At 59.6% G+C, this 21797-nt stretch carries 20 protein-coding genes; 7 read left to right on the top strand and 13 right to left on the bottom strand.

Annotated elements, in window-relative coordinates; translation table 11 throughout:
- Positions 1 to 3 precede the first annotated feature (3 nt).
- Positions 4 to 1494, top strand: a complete 1491-nt coding sequence (locus ACP3TY_RS13450) for a DUF1254 domain-containing protein (protein WP_426620286.1) — start codon at positions 4 to 6, stop codon at positions 1492 to 1494.
- A 130-nt stretch (positions 1495 to 1624) separates the two neighbouring features.
- Positions 1625 to 2521 (top strand): LysR family transcriptional regulator, encoded by an 897-nt coding sequence (locus ACP3TY_RS13445; protein WP_053120439.1) that lies wholly within the window; start codon positions 1625 to 1627, stop codon positions 2519 to 2521.
- A gap of 3 nt (positions 2522 to 2524) precedes the next feature.
- Here ACP3TY_RS13445 and ACP3TY_RS13440 read toward each other — a convergent pair whose 3' ends face one another.
- The 9 genes from ACP3TY_RS13440 to ACP3TY_RS13400 form a co-directional block, all read right to left on the bottom strand.
- Positions 2525 to 3709, bottom strand: coding sequence for an iron-containing alcohol dehydrogenase (locus tag ACP3TY_RS13440; protein WP_400748743.1), 1185 nt, complete (start codon positions 3707 to 3709; stop codon positions 2525 to 2527).
- Between the two features lie 51 nt (positions 3710 to 3760).
- The gene (locus ACP3TY_RS13435) at positions 3761 to 5239 is read right to left on the bottom strand and encodes an APC family permease (protein WP_426620285.1); all 1479 of its coding nucleotides are present in this window, start codon (positions 5237 to 5239) and stop codon (positions 3761 to 3763) included.
- Positions 5240 to 5541: 302 nt separating this feature from the next.
- Positions 5542 to 6069 carry a GNAT family N-acetyltransferase gene (locus ACP3TY_RS13430; RefSeq protein WP_426620284.1) on the bottom strand — a complete coding sequence of 176 codons (528 nt, stop codon included), beginning with the start codon at positions 6067 to 6069 and terminating at the stop codon, positions 5542 to 5544.
- 110 nt (positions 6070 to 6179) lie between these two features.
- Positions 6180 to 7505 carry an LLM class flavin-dependent oxidoreductase gene (locus tag ACP3TY_RS13425; protein WP_400748733.1) on the bottom strand — a complete coding sequence of 442 codons (1326 nt, stop codon included), beginning with the start codon at positions 7503 to 7505 and terminating at the stop codon, positions 6180 to 6182.
- Positions 7506 to 7512: 7 nt separating this feature from the next.
- Positions 7513 to 9867 (bottom strand): TonB-dependent receptor, encoded by a 2355-nt coding sequence (locus ACP3TY_RS13420; protein ID WP_426620283.1) that lies wholly within the window; start codon positions 9865 to 9867, stop codon positions 7513 to 7515.
- A gap of 129 nt (positions 9868 to 9996) precedes the next feature.
- The gene (locus ACP3TY_RS13415) at positions 9997 to 11070 is read right to left on the bottom strand and encodes an AraC family transcriptional regulator (protein WP_426620282.1); all 1074 of its coding nucleotides are present in this window, start codon (positions 11068 to 11070) and stop codon (positions 9997 to 9999) included.
- Positions 11071 to 11112: 42 nt separating this feature from the next.
- Complete coding sequence (locus ACP3TY_RS13410) at positions 11113 to 11730, bottom strand: glutathione S-transferase C-terminal domain-containing protein (protein ID WP_426620281.1); 618 nt, start codon at positions 11728 to 11730, stop codon at positions 11113 to 11115.
- A gap of 14 nt (positions 11731 to 11744) precedes the next feature.
- Positions 11745 to 12782 carry an ABC transporter substrate-binding protein gene (locus ACP3TY_RS13405; RefSeq protein ID WP_426620480.1) on the bottom strand — a complete coding sequence of 346 codons (1038 nt, stop codon included), beginning with the start codon at positions 12780 to 12782 and terminating at the stop codon, positions 11745 to 11747.
- 1682 nt (positions 12783 to 14464) lie between these two features.
- Positions 14465 to 14911, bottom strand: coding sequence for a low affinity iron permease family protein (locus ACP3TY_RS13400; RefSeq protein ID WP_401237645.1), 447 nt, complete (start codon positions 14909 to 14911; stop codon positions 14465 to 14467).
- A gap of 246 nt (positions 14912 to 15157) precedes the next feature.
- On the opposite strand from ACP3TY_RS13400, the gene ACP3TY_RS13395 reads away from it, so the two are divergent.
- From ACP3TY_RS13395 to ACP3TY_RS13380, 4 genes are all read left to right on the top strand, one after another.
- Positions 15158 to 15721: a hypothetical protein gene (locus ACP3TY_RS13395; RefSeq protein WP_426620279.1), complete on the top strand. Its 564-nt coding sequence runs from the start codon at positions 15158 to 15160 to the stop codon at positions 15719 to 15721.
- Positions 15721 to 16149 carry a phage holin family protein gene (locus tag ACP3TY_RS13390; protein WP_159811416.1) on the top strand — a complete coding sequence of 143 codons (429 nt, stop codon included), beginning with the start codon at positions 15721 to 15723 and terminating at the stop codon, positions 16147 to 16149. Before ACP3TY_RS13395 ends, ACP3TY_RS13390 begins: the two co-directional genes overlap by 1 nt.
- Complete coding sequence (locus ACP3TY_RS13385; protein ID WP_426620278.1) at positions 16146 to 16970, top strand: DUF3618 domain-containing protein; 825 nt, start codon at positions 16146 to 16148, stop codon at positions 16968 to 16970. Before ACP3TY_RS13390 ends, ACP3TY_RS13385 begins: the two co-directional genes overlap by 4 nt.
- Before the next feature lie 90 nt (positions 16971 to 17060).
- On the top strand, positions 17061 to 17999 hold the full coding sequence (locus ACP3TY_RS13380) for a ZIP family metal transporter (RefSeq protein ID WP_426620277.1): 939 nt from the start codon (positions 17061 to 17063) through the stop codon (positions 17997 to 17999).
- A 6-nt stretch (positions 18000 to 18005) separates the two neighbouring features.
- Here ACP3TY_RS13380 and ACP3TY_RS13375 read toward each other — a convergent pair whose 3' ends face one another.
- The 4 genes from ACP3TY_RS13375 to ACP3TY_RS13360 form a co-directional block, all read right to left on the bottom strand.
- Positions 18006 to 18734, bottom strand: a complete 729-nt coding sequence (locus tag ACP3TY_RS13375; RefSeq protein WP_426620276.1) for an NAD-dependent epimerase/dehydratase family protein — start codon at positions 18732 to 18734, stop codon at positions 18006 to 18008.
- A gap of 75 nt (positions 18735 to 18809) precedes the next feature.
- Positions 18810 to 19202: a GFA family protein gene (locus ACP3TY_RS13370; RefSeq protein ID WP_426620275.1), complete on the bottom strand. Its 393-nt coding sequence runs from the start codon at positions 19200 to 19202 to the stop codon at positions 18810 to 18812.
- A gap of 33 nt (positions 19203 to 19235) precedes the next feature.
- Positions 19236 to 19484 carry a DUF6555 family protein gene (locus tag ACP3TY_RS13365; protein ID WP_426620274.1) on the bottom strand — a complete coding sequence of 83 codons (249 nt, stop codon included), beginning with the start codon at positions 19482 to 19484 and terminating at the stop codon, positions 19236 to 19238.
- Between the two features lie 184 nt (positions 19485 to 19668).
- A complete protein-coding gene (locus tag ACP3TY_RS13360; RefSeq protein WP_053119670.1) occupies positions 19669 to 20892 on the bottom strand; it encodes a zinc-dependent alcohol dehydrogenase in 1224 nt (407 codons plus the stop codon).
- 187 nt (positions 20893 to 21079) lie between these two features.
- Here ACP3TY_RS13360 and ACP3TY_RS13355 point away from each other — a divergent pair, with 187 nt between their 5' ends.
- The gene (locus ACP3TY_RS13355) at positions 21080 to 21781 is read left to right on the top strand and encodes a glycosyltransferase (RefSeq protein ID WP_426620273.1); all 702 of its coding nucleotides are present in this window, start codon (positions 21080 to 21082) and stop codon (positions 21779 to 21781) included.
- The last annotated feature ends 16 nt before the right edge of the window (positions 21782 to 21797 follow it).

The following is a 21797-nucleotide window of genomic DNA, read 5'->3' as shown; positions in this document are numbered from 1 at the left end:
ACGATGAACACGTTTGCAAAATCACTGACAGCGCTGAGCCTGGCCGCATCGATCAGCGCCAGCGCCCACGCCGCCAGCCATTACGAGCAATTGGCCGACCTGCCTTTCAATGGCGGTTACCCGACGCTCGAAGGCGTGGCGCAACTGCAAAACGAATTGCTCTTCCAGCGCGCCGTACAGTCGTACATCTGGGCTCTGCCGGCGTTGAACATGTACGCCATGAAAGAGGGCTCGGAGAAAGCTTTCGGCGCCGGTTACAACGTGCTGCCGATCTGGAAGGATCGCCTCAACGCCAAGACCCGCGTGACCACGCCCAACTCCGACGTGATCTACGCCATGGGCTATCTGGATCTCAAGCAGGACGGCCCGATGGTGATCGAAGTGCCGCCGGGTTTGCAGGGCATTCTGGATGACTTCTTTCAGCGGCCGATTTGCTCCGAGGGCGAGATTGAAGGCCGTCAGTGGTGTGGCGACGTCGGTCTGCCGGGCCCGGACAAAGGGCAGGGCGCCAAATACCTGGTGCTGCCGCCGGACTATAAAGGCGAGGTACCGCCGGGCTATCTGACGTATCGCTCGCGAACGTACGGCGTGTTCGTGTTCTGGCGTGGCTTCTTCAAAGATCCTAAACAGCTCGATGCGCCGGTCGCGGTCATGGAGAAAACCCGCATCTATCCGTTGGGTAAACAGGCCACGGCCAAAGCGATGGTGTTCCCCAACGCCTCGAACACCCCGGTCAACATGCTGTACCCCACCGATGGCAGCGCTTTCGACATGCTGTCGCGGTTTATCGAACACGAATACGTCGACCCGCAGGACATGGAAATGCGTGGCATGCTCGCCGCACTGGGCATCATCAAGGGCAAGCCGTTCCAGCCCGACAAGGCCTCCCGTGACCTGCTCGACAAAGCGGCGAAAACCGCCAGCAAGATCGGCCATGCGATCTCTTACACGCCGCAGACGATTGTCGCCAACGGCACGTGGTACCCGGATCGCAAGTGGTTGAACGTATTCCCCGGTAACGCCACGTTTACCGCCGACACGTTCAACTACATCGACCCGCGCACCGGCTTTTTCACCAACGCCTATTCAGCCAGCCCGGGCATGGCCGTGAACATGGAAAACGTCGGCGCCAAGTACCCGGCCACGTTCGTCGATGCCAAGGGTGAATTCCTCTCCGGCAGCAACAGCTACACGCTGAACCTGCCCAAAGGTATTCCCGCAGCACTGTTCTGGTCGGTCACCGCGTACGACTCGATCACCGCGTCCGGCCTGGACAACGGCCAGCCGTTTCCATCGATCAATACTATGGACAAACCGGTCGCCAATGCCGATGGTTCGATCGATGTGCATTTCGGCCCGGACTCACCCGGCGCCGGTAAAAACTGGATCAAAACCCTTCCGGGCGAAGGCTATTTCGTGATTCTGCGCCTGTACGGCCCGACCAAAGCGTTCTTCGACAAAGTGTGGAAGCCGGGGGGTTTGCACAAGCAATGATTTGAGAAGTTCTTGAGCGGCATGGGAGCCTCAGCGTCCTCATGCCCTCAATACGCTTGCCGACGGCGCCCGTCGCAATGGAAACTTGATCCCCGCAACGTCGCAAGAAATCGTTGAACAGGACACCCCGGTGATCAGAAACATTACGGACATGGATTTACGCCTGCTGCGGATTTTCGCCATCGTGGTGAAGTGCGGTGGTTTCACCGCTGCGCAAGCTGAGCTGAACATGAGTCAGTCGAACATCAGCACGCATATTTCCAGTCTGGAAAAACGTTTGGGCTACCGGATTTGCGAGCGCGGCAAGGGCGGCTTTCGCTTGACCGAAAAAGGTCAGCGGATTCTCAAAGCGTCAGCGGCGCTGTTTGGTGCGGTGGATGCCTTCCGTGATGAGGCGCAGGATTTATCCGGGCGTCTGGTCGGGGATCTGTATCTGGGGCTGGCGGACAATATCGCGACCCTGCCGACCGCGCGCATCGACGCGGCCATTGCACGGTTTTATCAGCGCGAACACGACATGCACCTGCATATCTTCGTGAACTCGCCGATAGAGCTCGAACGCGCAGTGATCGACGGGCAACTGGACGTCGCCATTTCCTATTTCAGCCGTCCGCTACCGACCTTGAATTACCAACCGCTGTACAGCGAGGAGATCGGTATCTTCTGCGGGCAGGCGCATCCGCTGTTCGCCGTCGAGGCGCCGACGCTGGAACAGCTCAAGGCCAGTGACTGGATTTGCCATGGTTTCTTGCCGGCCGATCAAGTGCTGCCCATTGCGCCGGATCGCGCTTCAGCCACCGCGCACCACATGGAGGCGGTGGCCCACGGCGTGCTCGCCGGGACGCATCTGGGCTATTTGCCTGCGCACTACGCGCGGCCATGGTTACAGAGCGGCAAGATGCGCGCGCTGCACCCGCAGACGCTGCGTTATGACGTGCAGCACAGCATGATCACCCACGTCGGGCACCCGCAAAGCGAGGCCGTGCGTGCCTTTATCGCAGATCTGCTGGCTGAGCACGGTTTGTGAGTTTTATCTCGGCAGCACGCCTTGCACGGCGTTGCGGAAGATTTGCGTGTAGTCGGCGGCACTGAGGACACAGGCGTTGGTGTCGGATGAAGAAACATCGGCCAGCGCCTGTTCGCCAACCCAATCCGCCGCGTCGGTGTCCAGACCCATCTCGCCCAGGCTGTGGGCGATCCCTAACTGCTCGCGCAGCTGCAAGACCCAATCGAGAAAACCGTCGAAATCAGGCTGCGGCAACTCCAGATAGCGGGCCAGTCGCGCGATGTCCTGGCTGATTGCCTGACGGTTGGCGACCAACACGTAGGGCAGCAGGATCGCATTCAGCAACCCGTGGTGTTTGTGATAACGCGCGCCCAGCGGATGGGCGAGGGCATGCACGCCGCCCAAACCTTTCTGAAACGCCACCGCGGCCATGGCCGAAGCGATCAACATGCCTTCGCGGGCAACCATGTTCTGGCCATCGCGATGTGCGTTGCACAAGTGCTGCTGAATCAAACGAATACCTTCCACCGCGACACCGGAGGACATCGGGTGATACAGCGGCGAGCAGAAAGCTTCGATGTGATGGGTCAACGCGTCCATGCCGGTGGCGGCGGTCAGTGCGGCGGGCAGGCCACGGGTCAGCACCGGGTCGAGGATCACGCAGGCCGGCAGTAATTCCGGGTGGCTGACCACACGCTTGATGTTTTCTTCGCTGAGGGTCAACACCGCTTCGCGACCAAGCTCCGAACCCGTGCCCGCCGTGGTGGGCAGCGCGATCAGACGTGGCAGATCGAGGTGCGGAAAGTCCGCCAATGTTGGATAGCTGGCTATGACATTCGACCATTGATATTGCTCGAGGCCTTGAGCATCGACGGATGCCAGGCTGATGCCCTTGGCGGCGTCCATCGCGCTGCCGCCGCCCAGAGCAATCAGCGAATCATGCCGGCCAGCCTTGAAAGCGGCCACGCCTCGGGCGACGTCATTCAGGCTCGGGTTGCTGTCGATGTCGCTGAACACCGCGAAGGCAATATCGGCGTGCTGCAAATGCGCTTTGATCAGCGCCATAGGTTCCAGCGCCAGCATCCCCGGATCGGTGACCAGCAGCGGATTGCGCATTCCCAACAATTTGCAGCGTTCGGCCAACACATCCAGCGCGCCGGGCCCGCAGAAAATTTCGGTGGGGTAATTCCAGTAATGAAGAGAAGACATCTGAACTCCAGATTCGCGGGGCGCAAGGGCCCCGCATGACAAGGCGGGGGGTTATTCGGTGCGCAGTTGCAGGCTGCTGCGCAGATAAGGCTTGGCGCGGAACAGGTAGATCAGGCCCAGCAGCGCGAGGATCGAGAACACCAGAATCACCGCCCACACCTGAAACCATGGCGCACCCGGTGGCGCCAGCGACTCCCGTGGCCAAGCGACGTTGATGCTTTCAAACACCAGCCAGAAGAACGCCGCAAGATTGACCGGCAGACCCCAGCGACCAAGGCTGAAAGTCCCGGGTTCGGGTTTCCATTGGCCGCGCAGACGAGCAAGCAGGGCGCAGCTGACGACAATCAGGAACACCATGAAAAAGCCGCCGCTGCCGAAGGCGATCAACGTGCCGACGGCCGTTGCGTTGAGGCCGAGCGCTAGACCGAGACTGGCGAAACAGGTGCTGAAAACCATCGCCGCGAAAGGCACTTTGCGCTTGTCGACTTTGCGCAACAGGGCCGACGCCGGGAGCATCGAGTCTCGCGCCATGCCGAACACGGCGCGACCGATGTAGGTCTGCACCGAGACGATGCAGGCGATGAACGCCACCAACACGATGCCCACGAAAGGTCGTTCCGACCAGCTACCGAAGGCATCAACGACAGCAGGTGTCACCGGGTCGACGATTTGCCCGGAGACCATGCCTGCGGTGTCGGTAAACGACAGCGTCACGGCGAATGCGGTGAGCATCACGGTGAGGCCGACCAGAATCATCGAGCGCAAAATCGCCCGTGGCGTCGACGTCCGCGCATCGGCAGTTTCTTCGGACACCTGCGAGCAGGCGTCGAACCCGAGGAAGGCCCAGCCACCGACCGCCATCGCCGTCAGAAATCCTGGCAGGTACGAGCCGTCGCCACCCTGACTGGAGGTCAGTCCATCAAACACCAGCGACAGCGAATGGTTACGGAAGAACAACAGCAACAACACGCCGATGCCGATGGAGGCGATCGCCTCGGCAATGATCCCGGCGTTGACGAAGTACTTCAGCGGGTTGATGCCGAACAGGTTCACCCCCAAACCGAGCAGCAACAGCACGGCGCCGCTGAACACTTGGGCATTCGCCGATGGCGGCGCGCCGGTAAAAAACAGCCACAACCAGAAACCGCCCAAGTAAGCGACAGTGGTCAAGGAAGCCAATGCCGAGGCCAGATACATGAACCCGGTGAACCACGCCCAGCGATCGCCCGCCAGTCGCCGAACCCATTGATAGCAACCGCCGGCGAGCGGGTATTGCGAGGCCAGTTCGGCATAGACCAGCGCCACCAGAAACTGCAGCGCCAGGCACAGCGGAACGATCCAGACCCAGGACGGCCCGGCGTTCATCGCGCCCAATGACATCACCGAATAAATGCCCACCACCGGCGAAACGGTAGCGAACCCGACAGAAAATGAAGACCACAATGACAGACCGCGATGCAGTTCCTGGGCATAGCCCTGGCTGTGCAGCAACGATTCGTCGGCGTTTGGGCGGGAAAGAGGCGAGGTCATTGTCGGCCTCCCATTGAAGCGCTGGCGCTGGAGAGCGCGCAATGACAGGCACGGCAGCGTGCGAGCAGGGCGGACATAAGAAATTCCTTGGTCGGCAGACACATTATTTTTAGGATCGCCTTGTCTCAGGCGTACCGACGAAACGGCCTCCTTCATGAGGAGTGAAGGGAGCTTAAGCCAGGCAAACATCGATAAAAATTCATATGTTTGTAGGCTGGGTTCTGGAATTTCATATGTTTGGAGAAGGGAGCAGAGAAGAACGACTGACCGTGATCAGCCGTCGTTGATTGGCAAAGCGCAGGCTAGCCCCATTGCGTGCTGGAAAGCCCATAACATTTGCACATCGCAGGCACTCCAGACAGATCCAGTTCGGCGTCATACAAATGCGTTGCGCCCAGCTTGAGCATGGCGTTTTGCGAACGAAGATTATTAGGCGCGACGTGGAAGTAGACGGTGTCATACGCCTTGAACGCATGCTCCAGCATCAATCGCTTTAGCTCGCGATTGGCCAGCCCGCCCCATTTCGCCCGCGTCAGAAAGGTGTAACCGATGGCGATTGCGTCAGGCTTGTCGGGCGGCGAGTAGTAGCTCGACATGCCGACGATCTGCCCGGAGGCAATCTCGATCACGGCGAGGGCTTTGCCGCTGGCCAGACGCGCGGCGAAGTAGGGCACGAAGACCTGTCGTTGATAGCGATCCGTGGCCGGGTGGCCGGCCCAGATCAACGGGTCACTCGCCGCCAGCAGCATGCCTTCAAAATCACTGTCGGCGAGTGGTCGCAGTTGCAGTGTGTTCCCGCTTAAATCGGGTTGGTTATCAAAGTCGCGCACTGGACGGGTTTCCTTGTCAGGTGAGTCCTGAGAAAGAAACCAGTCTAGGGCTATCGTTGTGCAACGAAAGATCCATTCCACGGATTTTTCATGGAGCCATCGCTACCGGCTTAACGCTGGTAACGATTACCCGGCCGCTGCAATCCCAGATGATCCCGCAGCGTGCTGCCGCTGTACTCAGTGCGGAACAACCCGCGCTGTTGCAGCAACGGCACTACGCCGTCAACGAAGTCATCCAGACCTTCCGGCAGGAACGGCGGCATGATGTTGAAGCCGTCGGCAGCCTGGCCGACGAACCATTCTTCAAGGGTGTCGGCGATGGTTTTCGGCGTGCCGATCACGGTGTGATGACCGCGCGCGCCAGCGACTTTCAGGTACAACTGGCGAATCGTCAGGTTTTCCCGGCGCGCCAGATCGATGAACAAGGCCTGGCGGCTCTGCATTGAATTGCTCTGCGGCAGCTCTGGCAACGGGCCGTCCAGATCATATTCCGACAGGTCGAAACCACCGGCCATGCCCGCGAGCATCGCCAGTCCAACCCGTGGCTCGACCAGATCCTGCAACTGTTGGTATTTGTCTTCCGCTTCACTTTGCGTGCGGCCAATCACCGGCGAGATCCCCGGCATGACTTTCAACTGCTCAGGACGGCGGCCGTAGCCGGCGAGGCGACCTTTGACGTCGGCGTAAAAGGCTTGGGCGTTGCTCAGGGTCTGTTGTGCGGTGAACACCACTTCAGCGGTGCGCGCGGCCAAGGCCTTGCCCGGTTCCGAGGAGCCGGCCTGAATCAGCACCGGGTAACCCTGTGGCGTGCGCGGAATGTTCAGCGGCCCGCGCACCCGGTAGTTTTCGCCGTGGTGATTGAGTACATGGAGTTTGTCCGGCTGGAAAAACACGCCGCTGGTTTTGTCGCGGATGAAAGCGTCATCTTCAAAGCTGTCCCACAGGCCGGTGACGACATCGATGAATTCTTCAGCGCGCTGATAACGGTCGCCGTGCTCGAAATGCTTGTCGCGGCCAAAATTCAGCGCCTCCAGATCGGTCGCCGAGGTCACCAGATTCCAGCCACTGCGCCCGCCGCTCAAGTGATCGAGGGAGGCGAACTTGCGCGCCAGTAAATAAGGTTCGTTGTAGCTGGTAGAGACCGTCGACACCAGGCCGATGCGCTCGGTCACCGCTGCCAGACCCGAGAGCAGCACCAGTGGATCGAAGACATCGCCAGCGGTGGTGAACTGGCCCAGTTCCGGCGAGCCCATCAAGGCCAGGTTGTCGGCGAAAAATATCGCATCGAACTTGCCGCGTTCGGCGGTGGTGGCGAGTTTTTTGAAGTGCTGGAAATCCAGTCCGCCGCCGGCCCAGGCACGCGGGTGGCGCCAGGCGGCGAGGTGATGGCCGCTGCTCATGAGAAACGCGCCCAGGCTCATTTTTGCTGTTGTCATAGTGTCCTCAGAAGTCATAGCGCAAGGTCAGGCCGGCAGTGCGCGGCTGGCCTGGCGAGGCGGTGTAAAGACCGTTGGAACCACTGCCAACAGCCAGGTAATACTCACGATCGAAGGCGTTTTTCACCCACAGCGAGGCGTCCAGCAAACCGTCGCCGTAGTCCATGCGCGCGCCGACCGAGAAGTTGGCGAGGCCGTAGCCGTCGATCTTCGCCAGGTCGGAGTTGTCGAGGGTGCCTTCGCTCTCGGAGCGATAGGCATAGCTGCCGGTGGCGTAAGGTTCGATGCGGTCAATGCGCGGCCACTTGTATTCGCCGTTGATGTTGCCGATCCAGCGCGAGGCGCCGGCCACACGCTGGCCGCTGAGGTCGCAGTTGGTCTGGCCGGGGTTTTCCGAGGGGCAGGGCGCGTCTTTGAACGACAGATAGGTGACGTCGTTGAACGAGCCGTTGACGTTCAACGTCAGTCCGCGAACCGGCACGGTGGTGGCCTCAAATTCGAGTCCACGTGAGCGCACGGTGCCGGCGTTGGTCAGCAATTGGTAACCGGTCAACGAGCCCGGCGGCTGGTAGTAAGTGGTGGCTTGATAGCCGTTCACGCCCGTCCAGAATACGTTCGCGTTGAGTTGCAAACGCTGGTCGAACAGCTGACTTTTGATCCCCAGTTCCGCGTCGTTCGCCCGCTCGGGGCCGACCAGCAATGACTCAGCGCCAGCGCTCGGAGCCGAGCCGACCGCAAGGTTTACACCGCCGGATTTTTCGCCGTGGGACAACGAGGTGTAGCCCAACACATCGTCGCTGAAGTGGTAGCTCAAGCTGGCCAGAAACGACGGTGCGGCGTTGTACAGGTGCAGGTCGCCGGTGTCGTAGGCGCCGACCTGGCCGGCGCGGATCGCGTTGCCATCGACCACGCCCGGGATCACCACTGGCGTGCCGCCACCCTCAGGGGCGAAGCGCTTAACGTTGGCTTCTTTTTCTTCGTAAGTGCCACGGATGCCGGCGCTGAAATCGAGGCGCTGGGTCAGGTGCCAGGTGCCTTGGGCAAACAGCGCGTAGCTCTCGGTGTCGATCTTGCCGTTGACCTTGCTGTTGACGTTGTTGAGTGCATTGAGATTGGCGCCGATCAGGTTGAGATCCGCCAGCGGCCCGAGGTCGGTGAAGATGCGGTTGCCGAGGTCTTGCTTGAACGCGTAGGCGCCAACCACGTAATCAAAGAACTCGCCTTTAGGCGAAGCCAGACGCACTTCCTGCGAGAACTGCCGGTCGTGGACTTCGTAGCCGAAGTCGTTGATCACCGGGACTTCCAGTTGGTCGGCGTCGTTGGCCGGGTTGAAGTGCCAGCTGCGATAAGCACTGATCGAGGTCAGCGTGTAGCCGCCGGCAAGGTTCCAGTTGGCTTCAACGGAGCTCGCATTCTGGTGCACGCTGACGTTCTGGCGGCCATCGATGTTGCTCTCGCCCACCTGCGGATTCGCCCCGACCAGTGCCGCACGGCGCCAGAACACGGGCCCCGCACCGTAAATCACGCTGCTGCCGCTGCTGGAGTTTTCGCTGTTGTATTCGTTGATCCAGCGCAGGCTGAAATCGTCGTTGGGTTTGAACAGCAATTGCCCGCGCAAGCCTTCGCGCTCGCCACCGAGCAGTGTGCGGTCGTCGTGGCGATTGTTCAGGTAGCCGTCATCGCGGGTGCGATAGAACGACAGGCGACCGGCGAGGGTGTCGGTCAACGGCCCGGACACCGTGCCTTTGCCTTGAAAGTAGCCGTCCTGCCCACCGGACACTTCGAGGCTGCGCTCGGGGGTGAATGTCGGGCCACGGGTGGTGATGTTGAGCACGCCCGCCGTGGTGTTTTTGCCGAACAACGTGCCTTGCGGCCCGCGCAGCAATTCCAGTTGCTCGACGTCGAGCATGTCGAACGCGGCCATGCCGGGGCGGCCGAGATAGACGTTATCCAGATAAATCCCGGCGCTGCCTTCGAGGCCATCGCTGGCCGGGTTGTTGCCGATCCCGCGCACGGCAAAACTGGAAACCCGCGCATGGACATATGCAACGTTGACGCTCGGCAAGGCCTGTTGCAGATCCTGAATCTTGTAGATGCGCTGGGTTTCCAGGTTGGCGCCGCTGAGGGTGGTGATCGGCGTCGGTACGTCTTGCGACTGTTCTTCGCGACGGCGCGCGGTCACGGTGACCTGTTCAAGCCGCGGCGCCGAGTTGTCGGCCTGAGTTGCCGTCGGTGTGGACGCTTCGGGCTCATCGGCGGCGAAGCTCTGGGTCGAGCAGAGGACACCGGGCAGCGCCAGCCATAAGGAAAAGCTCAGGGGCTTGAGGCGATGGGCCGTGGTGGCCGAGTAACGTAAAAGCATGGACGCAGAGCTCCTTTTTTTGCCGCGCGACGCAATCGGTCGGGCTCGTTAGGAGTGCCATGCTAGAGCGTGTGAAGGAGAGAAAAGGGGCCTGCGCGGACAACCTATGGTCCGCCGCAGACAAGTGACTCAAACCGCGATCGACAATGCTCGCTCAGCCGCGAAAACAATGGGCCGTGGCACGTAACGTTGAGGTTGCAACGGCACATCATCACGCCGCCATTTGCCGGGACTTTCGCCGGTCCAGCGACGGAACGCGCGATTGAAACTGCTCGGCTCATTGAAGCCCAGTCGATAGCAGATTTCGTTGATTGAACAGTCGGTCTGGCGCAGGTAACTGAACGCCAGTTGTCGCCGGCAATCGTCGAGCAACGCCTTGAAACTGCTGTCGTGTTTGAGCAAGTGCCGATGCAGATTGCGCACGCTCATGCCGAGCTCGTCGGCGACACGACTTTGCTGAACTTCACCCAGAGGCAAGTAACGAATAATCGCCGCGCGAACCCGCTCCGGCAGATTCAGGCGTCGTTGCCGTTCGAGGTAGTCGTTGAGCACGCCATCGAGTCCTTGGGCCACGGCGTGATTGGCCGTGGTCAGCGGCGCATCCAGCCAGCGGTTGCTGTATTCGATGGCATTTTCGCCGGCGTCGAAGCGGATCGGGCAACCGAGCAAACGTGTCCAGCGCAGCGGATCTTGTGGGGCAGGGCGGGCCAGGCGTACGCCGTGCACGATCGGCAAATCCACCCAGGTTTGCCGGGTGAAGCGCACCGCGCAAGCAATCGATGCTTCGGTGGCGATCTGCTCCACCTCCGCGCCGTCGGCCACGCCGTAAACCATGCGCGTGGTGTGCGGCCCGCGCACCAGACTCATTGCCGCCGACGTGGTGATCACCGGGGCGTAACGCACGCCCCGTTGCAACGCTTCAATCACCGTCGAACTGCTTTGCGCGGCGAAAAACAACCCGTGAAAATCGGTCGGATAACTGTACTGCGCCACTTGCAGGCCGAAGCATTCGTCAGCACTGATGCGCCGCGCCGCCCGCCAGAATGCGCTCATGGCGGGGAGGGCGATGCGCTGATCAGGGTCATGCAGATGACAACGGCTGATACCGGCCTCGCTCAGCAGCGGGGCGGCGTCGATGCCCTGTGCTTCCAGCGTGCGGGCGATGACTTGGGCCCAGGTGGCAATGGTATCGGTGCTTGGCATGGTGGTTCTCCGGCGTATTCGGTTATCCGTCCTCGGGGTGATTCAGGCGAGGCCTTCGGCGGCCAAGGTCTGCACCACTGATTCCCGCGCGCGGAAGCGACCGAGTGCGGCCTGCAGCGCAGGGAAATCGTTGAGCACACCAACGCGGGCGCTCCAGCCAAGGAAGACGCCGAGGTAGGCGTCCGCCACGGTGAAACGATCACCGACCAGATACTCGGTTTGCGCCAGTCGTGCTTCGATCGGTTTCAGTGCGTTGCTCAGTTGTTCCAGCGCACGTTGGCGAATGCCGGGGAATGCGCTTTCGTCAGCGCTGTAACGCTCTGGGCGATTAATCGGGCGAAACGCGCCGACGTGGATCTCGGTCGCCACGTTACCGAGCCAGCCTTGAATCTGCGCGCGCTCGACCGAACCTGCCGGTGCGAATAATGCTGTGCCGGGTTTGAGGTCGGCGAGGTACGGCAGGATCGCGGTGTTTTCGGTGAGCAGCGTCTGGTTATCCAGCAACAGCGCCGGCACGCGACCGGTCGGGTTGATCTGGCGATACGGCGAGTTCGGGTCGCCGAGGATCACGCGCTCGACGCTGATGGGCAGTTGCAATTCGTGGATCACGACATGGGCAGCGAACGAGCAGGCACCGGGGAAAATGAACAACGTGGTCATGGAGAGTCCTTGTTTTAGCGGCTGGCTTGTGGGGTTTGCGAAGCGGTGTCGGTGTGTTGCAGGGCAGCCTCGATGAAGCGCGGCTCGGCCCAGGTTTTCACTTCAAAACCTTTGCGGATCAGTTTCGCCTGGAGCGCCAGATCGACGCTGCGCTGCAAGTTATCGAGGAACGGCGCGTCGAGCTGCGGGGCGAAAATCTTTACCAGCGATTGGTCTTTGGCATCGGTGGTGAGGATGTCTGCGGGGAAGCTGGCGAGTTTTGAAACCAGGTTGATGTAGTCCTGTTTGTGGTCGTCGTTGCGCAGCCAAGTGATGGCGGGCTGTTGCGCCTTGATCAGGCGCGCGACCAGTTCTGGATGTGCGTCGACAAAGGCGCCACGGCCTAACAGCACGGCTTGCATGCTGCCGGCGCCATCGAGGTCGACGGTGGTCAGCGGCAATTCAGCGAGGCCGCGTGCCTTCAGCGCAATCACGCCGGCGCCGGACCAGGTCGCGTCGATTTGCTTGGCGGCGAGTGCCGCGTTGGCGGCGTTGTAGTCGAGGTTGACGACTTTGTAGTCGCTCTCTTTCAAGCCTTGGTGCGCGAGTGCCGAGGCAAACGAAAGTTGCGTGGCGGTGCCTCGGAAGATAGCGACGCGTTTGCCTTTCAGCGCTTCGAGGGTGGTGATGCCCGAGCCCGGCTGTACGGCGAGATAGAGTTTGACGTCACGGGCCGTCGCACTGAGCAAACGCGTGTCGAGGCCACCGGCCTTGCCGATGATCGCCGGCAAGTCGCCGAGGTAAGCGAAGTCTTCCTGGTTGTTGGCCAAGGCCTCATTGATCGCCGGCCCCGCGCCTTTGAAGAAGTCCCAACGGATCTTGATGCCGTCCTTTTCGAACTCCTTTTCCAGGGTTTGTCGGTCGCGTAACACATCGACAATCCCGGCGCCGCTGGGCGTCGGCCCGGCGCTGATGTCAGGCACGGCGATACGGATTTCCTTGACCGTATCCGCCAGCGTCAGACTGGAAACGAGTAAAGCGGCGAGGGTAAGCGCGGCTTTCGGAAGGGAAATTCTGCTAAACGACGTCGTTCGACTCACACGGATGCTCCTGCAAATTCCAGCGAGGTGCCGGATCGAAGGCGCAGGTATAGCGGCGTACACACGTAGAAATAAAATAATTAAAAATGTGCTGGTTAGTCGCTTTGGGCATATGAGCGACAGCGCATAGCTTGGGACAGCAATGCCTTTCAGGCATAAAAACTATGCCGAGCCAAATCCCCCTCAGACACCCGTTGTTCACTGTAGGAGCCGAGCTTGCTCGCGAAAGCGTCAGCCCAGTCAGTGCAGTGTTAAATGACCCACCGCCTTCGCGAGCAAGCTCTGCTCCTACAAGTTTTCTGCCGTACACGAAACCCCCGGCACGCCCCAAATCCCTGTAGGAGTGAGCCTGCTCGCGAAGGCGTCAGCTCAGGCAATGCATAGTTGAATGACCCACCGCCTTCGCGAGCAAGCTCTGCTCCTACAAGTTTTCTGCCATACACAAATCCCCCGGCACGCCCCAACCCACCTGTGGGAGCGAGCTTGCTCGCGAAGGCGTCAGCCCAGTCAATGCATTGTTGAATAACCCACCGCTTTCGCGAGCAGGCTCGCTCCCACAGGTTTCTTTGTCGCGCACAAAATTCCGGAGCACACCCCAGCCCTCCTGTAGGAGCTGAGCTTGCTCGCGAAGGCGTCAGCCCAGTCAATGCATTGTTGAATGACCCACCGCTTTCGCGAGCAGGCTCGCTCCCACAGGTTTCTTTGTCGCTCACAAAACCTTGGGCACACCCCAAATCCCTTTAGGAGCTGAGCCTGCTCGCGAAGGCGTCAGCCCAGTCAATGCATTGTTGAATGACCCACCGCTTTCGCGAGCAAGCTCTGCTCCCACAGGTTTCTTTGTCGCTCACAAAACCCCGGGCACGCCCCAAACCCCTGTAGGAGCTGAGCTTGCTCGCGAAGGCGTCAGCTCAGGCAATGCATAGTTGAATGACCCACCGCTTTCGCGAGCAAGCTCTGCTCCTACAAGTTTTCTGCCGTACACAAATCCCCCGGCACACCCCAACCCCCCTGTGGGAGCGAGCCTGCTCGCGAAGGCGTCAGCCCAGTCAATGCATTGTTGAATGACCCACCACTTTCGCGAGCAAGCTCGCTCCCACAGGTTTCTTTGTCGCGCACAAAACCTTGGGCACGCCCCAAATCCCTGTAGGATCTGAGCTTGCTCGCGAAGGCGTCAGCCCAGGCAATGCATAGCTGAATGACCCACCGCTTTCGCGAGCAGGCTCGCTCCCACAGGTTTCTTTGTCGCTCACACAGCCTTGGGCACGCCCCAAATCCCTGTAGGAGCTGAGCTTGCTCGCGAAGGCGTCAGCTCAGGCAATGCATAGTTGAATGACCCACCGCCTTCGCGAGCAAGCTCTGCTCCTACAAGTTTTCTGCCTTACAAAAAGTCCCGAGCACACCCCAAATCCTTGTGGGAGCGAGCCTGCTCGCGAAGGCGTAATTTCAGCCAGTGCATTGTTGAATGACACACCGCTTTCGCGAGCAAGCTCTGCTCCTACAAGTTTTCTGCCGTACACAAAAACCCGAATACGCCAAAGATACCTGTGGGAGCGAGCCTGCTCGCGAAGGCGTAATTTCAACCAGTGCATTGTTGAATGACACACCGCTTTCGCGAGCAAGCTCTGCTCCCACAGATTTTTTGCTCCGCGGGCAATTCAGCGTTGCAAATCCACTCGTTCCGCTTCGGCAGTCGTCGATGAAACTGGCACCCCATCTACAAACGCTTCATGCGCTTCAGGATCGAGATTGACCTGGTGACGCTCACCCAGCGAGCTATAGCGATCACGCAGTTTGCGCAGATCCCGTGAACCCATTTTATCCAGCCCCAACGTCGCATTCTGCGCCGCCGTGGTCGCGCGAATCAGTTCATCAATCTTCAGGTGCAAAATGTCGTTGTCGCGGTTTTGTGTGTTCTGGATCAGAAACACCATCAGGAAGGTGATGATGGTGGTCGACGTATTGATGATCAGTTGCCACGTATCGTTGTAGTGAAAGTACGGCCCGGTCAGTCCCCAAACCCCAATCAAGACGATCGCGAGGAGAAAAGTTTTCGAGCTGCCGGCCCAGTTTGATAGGCCCTGGCAGAAACGTGCAAAAGTCATGAGTGCGAGCTCTCGTTGAATGTAACGAGTCTGACCACAGTCAGTTCTTGAAATTCTTTTTTACATTTAGACCGCTCGTCGCCATGTTTGCGCGCGACCGTCGCTGCTGGAAAACCTTCTTGCAGGTCGCCCATCATCCTCTTTGAACTCTGCGCCAAACTCCCCCGTCCTCTGCAGTGAGGGGCTCAGGGCAATCCTTGCTGCGCAGTCCCGTTAAACGTTTTCATTCAGAAGGCGAGGGACGACATGAATACTTCAGACAGCAGAGCAGGATCTCAGACCGGCGATCCGGCAGGCAGCAAGCCTGAGCATGACTTTGAGCATTTAAAGGAAGAGGTCACCGAGGCGTTGGGCGGCGCAAGGCATCAAGCCGATGCGCAGTTTGGCCAATATCGCGACACCGCCGCCGATCAGATCGAGGCATTGGCGCAAGGTGCGAAAAGCTTTGTGTCGGAACTGGAGGACAAGGACTCACTGGGCATGTCCGACTACCTCAGCGACATGGCGGAGTCGATGACGGGGCTGGCCGGCAATCTTCGCGGCAAAAGTGCCGAACAGCTCTTGCACGATGCGGCGGATCTGGCGCGCAGCAATCCCGCGCTGTTCATTGCCGGGAGCATTGCCGTGGGGTTCGGATTATCGCGATTCCTCAAGGCCGGCACGGACGCGGCGGTCACCGTCAGCGCCCAACACGATCCGGCAGCAGGCAGTTCCTCCATGCCGCCATCAGACGGTTATGGCGCCCATCGGCCTTATGAAACGTCGCCCGCACCGACCCCCGTTGCGCCAGTCGCGAAAGGAGAACTGTGATGAACAGAGACGATCCGGATCTGCCGGGCACAAGACCTCTTGCGCAACCTGACGACGCTTCAGTCGTCGGTCTGCTTCGACAGCTGTCCCGCGAAGTGCCCGCGTTATTCACCAAGGAACTGGCCTTGGCCAAGGCCGAACTGCAAACCAGCCTCACCACGCTGAAGGCCGGCATTGCAGCAGTGGCGGGCGGTGCAATCGTTTTTCTGGCGGGTTTCATCATCCTGCTGATGTCGGCGGTCTACGCTTTGAGCCTGTTCATGGCGCCGTGGCTGGCAGCGTTGATCGTCGGTGTTGTGGTGATGATCATCGGCTTCGCCATGTTGCAAACCGGCAAAAAACAATTCGAGCCGTCCCATTTCAAACCTGACCGGACGCTGGACGCTCTGAACAAAGATCAGGAAGCGCTGCGGAGGAAAGTCTCATGAACACTGAACTGGATATCGAATCGCAAAAAAGTCCCGAGCAGATCGAACGGGAAATCGACGCGCAGCGCGCCAGCATCGGCAACATCGTCGACCAGCTGGAAAGCAAGTTCACCCCCGGTCAGATGTTCGACCAGGCCTGGGGCCTGATGCAAAACAATGGCTCGACGTTTATCACTAACCTCGGCACCAGCGTGCGCAACAACCCCGTGCCTGCGGTGCTGACCTCGGTGGGTCTGCTGTGGCTGATGATGAGCCAGAACCGGCCGCCGGTGCCGCAACCGGTCTATCGAACCGGGCCCGATCAGGACAGGGCCGGGGAATGGGCGGATGGTTTGGCGGACGGTATCGACAGTGCGCGCGACCATTTGCACCAGACGGCCGATTCGCTGAAAGAAGGTTACCAATCGCTGAAAGGCAAAGCCGCGCACTTGGGCGACAACGTCGGTGCCGCCAGTGATAACCTCAGCCATGCGATGCACGATGCCGGTGATCGGTTAGCGCGCAACTCACAGGTATTGGGTCAGCAGTTCAATCAATTGCTCAAGGAACAACCCTTGGTAGTCGCCGCCGCCGGCATCGCACTGGGCGCCTTGCTCGGTGCCGCGTTGCCAACCACCAGCACCGAGCAGCGCATGATGGGGCGCACCAGCGCCGGGCTGGTCGATAAAGTCAAAAAGCAGGCGCAGGAAGGCTACGAAGCGGTTCGCGATACCGTGACGAAAACCACTGAACAAGAGGCTGTCGCCGCCCGTTCAGACTCCTCGACTGCAACGTCGCCGGCCCCGTCCGCCGACCTTTCCCAAGGCTTGGGCACCTCCTGATCGCGGAGAACCGGAGGCCCGCAATGGGCCTCCTTGCTGGGGCCAATGATCGTCGCTTGATCAGTGAAAACACATTGAATGGTGGGAATGATGTCCGAACCTGCAACGCCTTCTGAAACGTCTTCTCGAAACTGGTTTAGCCATCTCACAAACGCTGGCTGGGGAGGTCGCGCCTTCTGGCTATCGCTGGCGTGTGTGGCTGTTTTGTTGATGGTCAGCGGTTATGGCGCATTTGTCGGCGCCAACAAGGCGAATCTTTATTTTGCTTTTCTGGGCGGACTGTCCGGATTTAGCGCCACCGCATTAGGGGCGGTGGTAGCGATAGCGTTGCGCGACATTGCTGCGCGTACGCAAGACATCATGCTTGGGTTCGCGGCCGGCATGATGCTTGCCGCCAGTTCTTTTTCGCTGATTCTGCCGGGCATCGAAGCGGCACAGGCCTTGTGCGGCAATCAGTTGCTGGCGGCTTGTGTAGTGGTGGCCGGGTTGGCGCTAGGCGTGGCGCTGATGGTCGGGCTGGATCGCTTCGTGCCGCACGAACACGAAAAAAGCGGTCGGCGCGGGCCTGAAGCGAAGCGCATCAATCGAGTCTGGCTATTTGTATTGGCAATCACTCTGCACAACCTGCCGGAAGGCATGGCGATTGGTGTGAGTTTTGCCAACGGCGACATGCAGGTGGGGTTGCCGCTGACAACCGCCATCGCCATTCAGGATATTCCCGAGGGGCTGGCGGTTGCGCTGGCACTGCGTGTAACGGGGCTCTCGGCATTGCGTGCGGCGCTGATTGCCGTCGCTTCAGGTCTGATGGAACCCATCGGCGCCATCGGCGCCATCGTCGGTTTGGGCGTTTCCAGCAGCTTCGCGTTGGGGTATCCGATCGCTCTTGGTCTGGCGGCTGGCGCGATGATTTTTGTGGTGTCCCATGAGGTCATTCCGGAGACCCATCGCAATGGTCACGAGACACCCGCGACCCTTGGATTGATGCTCGGTTTTGGAGTGATGATGTTTCTCGATACGGCATTGGGTTAACGCGCGTTATTTGCCCTCAAGAATCTTGAAGGCATCATCCAGCGGCGCATAGCCGACGACTTTTCGCGTTTCATCAATCGAAAGGCGCTTGTATCGATTGTCCGAAACGCCATGGACAACGTGGAATCCGTTCAGCTCGGCATCCACGCAATCGCGCAGCAACGCGACGACATCCCGCACACTGATAAACGCCGCAACGTCCCTGTGGCTGTGCGCTTCACCCGGGTGAAACTCGTTTACGTTGGCAATGCGCACGGCGACGGTGGTCATCGCACCGTCGTTGGCATGCAGCGATGCCAGTGCTTCGCCGAACGCTTTACCGACCCCGTAAAGATTGCCGGGCCGGGGCGCCATGCTTTCGTGGACTTGTACATCCTTGGGGTAGCCTTCGATGGCCTGAGCGCTGCTGGCGAAGATGAAGCGCTTGCAGCCTTGCGTCTTCGCGGCGAGCAGCATGTTGTAAGTGCCGACGATATTCACCGGCAGGACGGAGGTCATGAAATCCGCGTCCGGATTCGGATCGGCCGCCAGGTGAATGACGGTGTCGATGCCTTCGCAGGCTTCATGGCAACGGGATAAATCGGTGATGTCGAGGGCGAAACGTTCGCTGGAATCGGCAAGTTTTGATACGTCTATATCGGCTAAGCGCAGAACCAGTTCATCGCCATACGCTTTGTAGAAGGCGCTGCCGATCTTGCCGGCAGCACCCGTGACTAATATTTTTTGTGCGCTCATGTCCGTATGTCCTCAGGGTGAGATTCCATTCTGGTTCTCGACCGACCGATGAGTACCATCCTTCTTCGCTTCCAATCAAGATGTTTGCCAAACCCCACCCTCGGCAACAGGCACATCGTCCAGGTCGTAAGGGTTGACCCCTTCGAGGCAGCCGACATTGAAGCCGAACTCTTGCGGGTTGGTGCTGCGTCGATGGTGCGTGTAGATCCCGCAGTTGCCACAGAAAAAATGCTCGGCTACATGCTTGCCGAACTGGTAGATCCGGAGCGCCGATTCGCCCCGGATCACCTTTAAGTCCGCTGCCGGAACCGCTGCCACGACCGCGCCTTTGCGTTTGCAAAACGAACAATCGCAACGGTGCGGGGCCGGGAGACCGTCAGGCAAGTGCAGATCAAGAATCACCGCGCCACAGTGGCAGCTGGCGCGGTGATCGACGCGGATGTTTGTGTTGCCGATTTGTTTAAGCATCGCAGTCCACCTCTCTGGTCTGCCGCATTAAGCTCAAGCCTCTGTCCAGTCCACGGTCGCCGTTTCACGCCACTTCACCTCCGTGACGCCGAATCGCTCGGCCTGAGGCTTGGATACGACTTTCAATGGCGGCTTGCCCGGTTTCGGAATCGGCGCGATGCCGGCATCACAACTCGCCCAATGCCAGGCATCGGCATTGCGCATGGTTTTCGCGCGTATGACGAAAGACTTCGGATGCCCGTGAAGCTTGTATTCAATGACGAAAATGTCTGTCTGGCTCATGAGTTACTCCTTACGCTCATACGCCAATGAGTGGTGTCGAGAGAAAAAAATTCCAAGAATTTTTACGATGCGAACGACGCGGATAACAGCGCCGCGAAATCAACGCAAACTGCTTAAAAAAAGGAACCAGAGGACTCGCAAAAACTCTGAATCCTCTGCTCCTTTTTTAGCCGCTGAATGAAGCTTACGTAGCCAGAACCGCAACGCCGTCATCGAGCTCGGGCAAGGCAATGTGGCTGTCGCCTGGCGTCAGAATGACCTTGCGGCAATCCTCCTCACGTTTATCGAAAATCCTGTAGCCCTCGGCAGCCTGTTCGAGCGACATGCGATGGCTGATGATCACATCGGGGGAGAGCCGGCCGGTTTCGATGTGCCCGAGCAGTTCCGGGAGGAAACGATGAACGTGGGTCTGGCCCATCTTGAAGGTCAGGCCTTTATCGAACGCGTCGCCGAACAGAAAGCCATGAATGAACCCTGAGTAAACGCCCGGGACACTGACAATGCCGCCGCGTCGAACGGCGGCGATGCACTGGCGCAAGGCTTTGCCGCTGCTGCCTTCGAGTTTGAGGGTGGCGAGGACGGTTTCGGTGGTGCTGCCTTTCGCTTCAAAACCCACCGCATCCACGGCGCCGTCAACGCCACGCATGCCCTTGGTCTGGCGGATGATGGTGTCGGCGGGGTCATCGTCCTCATCAAAATTGATCGGGATCACGCCATAGGTTTTCTGCGCATAGGCGAGGCGATAGGGGTGGTGATCGACCATGAAAATCTGCTCGGCGCCCAACATCCGCGCACACGCCGCGCTCAACAGACCCACCGGGCCGGCGCCATAGATCGCCAGGCTCGAACCCGGTCCGATGTCTGCATTGGTGACCGCCTGCCAAGCGGTGGGCAAGATGTCGGAAAGGAACAAAACCTTCTCGTCCGACAGGGTGCCCGGCACCTTGAACGGCCCGGTGTTGGCTTTGGGGACGCGCACGTATTCTGCCTGGCCGCCGGGCACGCCACCGTACATGTGGCTGTATCCAAACAGCGCCGCTCCGGAAGGAATGGCTTTTTTATTGAGGATCGCGCCACGGCCGGTGTTGGTGGTTTCGCAAGCGGCGAACAGATCCATCTGACAGAAAAAGCAGCTGCCACAGGCAATCACAAAAGGAATTACCACGCGGTCGCCCGGCTGCACGGCAGTCACCGCTGACCCCGTCTCTTCAACGATGCCCATGAACTCATGGCCGAAAATATCGCCGTGCTCGACGGTGGGAATTTTGCCGCGATACAGATGCAGGTCGGAGCCGCAGATCGCTGTCGCGGTCACGCGCAGGATGATGTCGTCGCTTTGCTCGATAACCGGATCAGGAACCGTGTCGACCTTGACGCTGTGCGCGCCGTGATAAGTGAGTGCTCTCATGACGTCTTACCCGCTTCAGCTGGATGGTAAGTGGGAGAGGAGGAACGGCGAACGTAAGTTCATAGATTCAGGGACACAAATGACTGGCGGTCGCCGACGCGGCCACTTGTGCGATTTTTTAAACCTAATGGCTTAGCCACCGGTCGACTGCAGGAGCCTGTAACTCTGATAGCCGGAGGTAGCGTTAATGATCGGTGTCGTGATCCCTGCACATAATGAAGAGCGCCATATCAGGGCCTGTCTTGAGTCGGTTCTGTTCGCGGCGCAACATCCTGCATTGGCGGGCCAGTCGGTTTCGGTAGTGGTCGTCCTCGACGATTGCACCGACCACACCGGGCGGATCGTTTCAGCGCTGGGCGTGAGCACGATCGTGGCGTCTTTTCAGAACGTGGGAAAGGCGCGAGCCACCGGCGCAGAGCACTTGCTGGCCGCTGGCGCGAAATGGCTTGCCTTCACCGATGCCGACACCGCCGTGCCCGCTGATTGGCTGGCACGGCAGATTGAATTCAAGGCCGATGCCGTCTGTGGCACCGTCGAGGTGGACAGCTGGAACGAGCACGGTGAGTCGGTTCGCTCAAAGTACCTGGAGCATTATCAGTTCATCGAAAACCATCGGCACATCCACGGTGCCAATCTCGGTTTGAGTGCCGAGGCCTACCGAAATGCGGGCGGGTTCCAGCATCTCACTGCCCACGAAGACGTCCATCTGGTGGGTGATCTCACGCGGATTGGTGCTCATATCGTCTGGACAGCGACGAACCCGGTGATCACCAGCGCCCGCAAGGATTACAAATGTCGCGGCGGATTTGGTGAGTACCTGGCCAATTTGAGTACGTCACTGGCCGTGCCTGCGCTTGATCAACAAGTCAGTACCGGTGTTTCTCTTTGACGCGAATGTAGGCGGG

The organism is Pseudomonas rustica (assembly GCF_049959085.1).
GTDB classification, from domain to species: domain Bacteria; phylum Pseudomonadota; class Gammaproteobacteria; order Pseudomonadales; family Pseudomonadaceae; genus Aquipseudomonas; species Aquipseudomonas rustica.
The sequence above is the reverse complement of the archived record's forward strand: the minus strand, read 5'-3'. Positions and strand labels throughout refer to the sequence as shown.

What these genes read in the sequence shown, in the direction of transcription:
- ACP3TY_RS13355 (WP_426620273.1), top strand. Translation starts at nt 21,080, where the DNA reads ATGATCGGTGTCGTGATCCCTGCACATAATGAAGAGCGCCATATCAGG.
- ACP3TY_RS13410 (WP_426620281.1), bottom strand. Translation starts at nt 11,730, where the DNA reads ATGACCACGTTGTTCATTTTCCCCGGTGCCTGCTCGTTCGCTGCCCAT.
- ACP3TY_RS13385 (WP_426620278.1), top strand. Translation starts at nt 16,146, where the DNA reads ATGAACACTGAACTGGATATCGAATCGCAAAAAAGTCCCGAGCAGATC.
- ACP3TY_RS13365 (WP_426620274.1), bottom strand. Translation starts at nt 19,484, where the DNA reads ATGAGCCAGACAGACATTTTCGTCATTGAATACAAGCTTCACGGGCAT.
- ACP3TY_RS13420 (WP_426620283.1), bottom strand. Translation starts at nt 9,867, where the DNA reads ATGCTTTTACGTTACTCGGCCACCACGGCCCATCGCCTCAAGCCCCTG.
- ACP3TY_RS13425 (WP_400748733.1), bottom strand. Translation starts at nt 7,505, where the DNA reads ATGACAACAGCAAAAATGAGCCTGGGCGCGTTTCTCATGAGCAGCGGC.
- ACP3TY_RS13435 (WP_426620285.1), bottom strand. Translation starts at nt 5,239, where the DNA reads ATGACCTCGCCTCTTTCCCGCCCAAACGCCGACGAATCGTTGCTGCAC.
- ACP3TY_RS13380 (WP_426620277.1), top strand. Translation starts at nt 17,061, where the DNA reads ATGTCCGAACCTGCAACGCCTTCTGAAACGTCTTCTCGAAACTGGTTT.
- ACP3TY_RS13415 (WP_426620282.1), bottom strand. Translation starts at nt 11,070, where the DNA reads ATGCCAAGCACCGATACCATTGCCACCTGGGCCCAAGTCATCGCCCGC.
- ACP3TY_RS13390 (WP_159811416.1), top strand. Translation starts at nt 15,721, where the DNA reads ATGAACAGAGACGATCCGGATCTGCCGGGCACAAGACCTCTTGCGCAA.
- ACP3TY_RS13375 (WP_426620276.1), bottom strand. Translation starts at nt 18,734, where the DNA reads ATGAGCGCACAAAAAATATTAGTCACGGGTGCTGCCGGCAAGATCGGC.
- ACP3TY_RS13440 (WP_400748743.1), bottom strand. Translation starts at nt 3,709, where the DNA reads ATGTCTTCTCTTCATTACTGGAATTACCCCACCGAAATTTTCTGCGGG.
- ACP3TY_RS13395 (WP_426620279.1), top strand. Translation starts at nt 15,158, where the DNA reads ATGAATACTTCAGACAGCAGAGCAGGATCTCAGACCGGCGATCCGGCA.
- ACP3TY_RS13370 (WP_426620275.1), bottom strand. Translation starts at nt 19,202, where the DNA reads ATGCTTAAACAAATCGGCAACACAAACATCCGCGTCGATCACCGCGCC.
- ACP3TY_RS13450 (WP_426620286.1), top strand. Translation starts at nt 4, where the DNA reads ATGAACACGTTTGCAAAATCACTGACAGCGCTGAGCCTGGCCGCATCG.
- ACP3TY_RS13400 (WP_401237645.1), bottom strand. Translation starts at nt 14,911, where the DNA reads ATGACTTTTGCACGTTTCTGCCAGGGCCTATCAAACTGGGCCGGCAGC.
- ACP3TY_RS13360 (WP_053119670.1), bottom strand. Translation starts at nt 20,892, where the DNA reads ATGAGAGCACTCACTTATCACGGCGCGCACAGCGTCAAGGTCGACACG.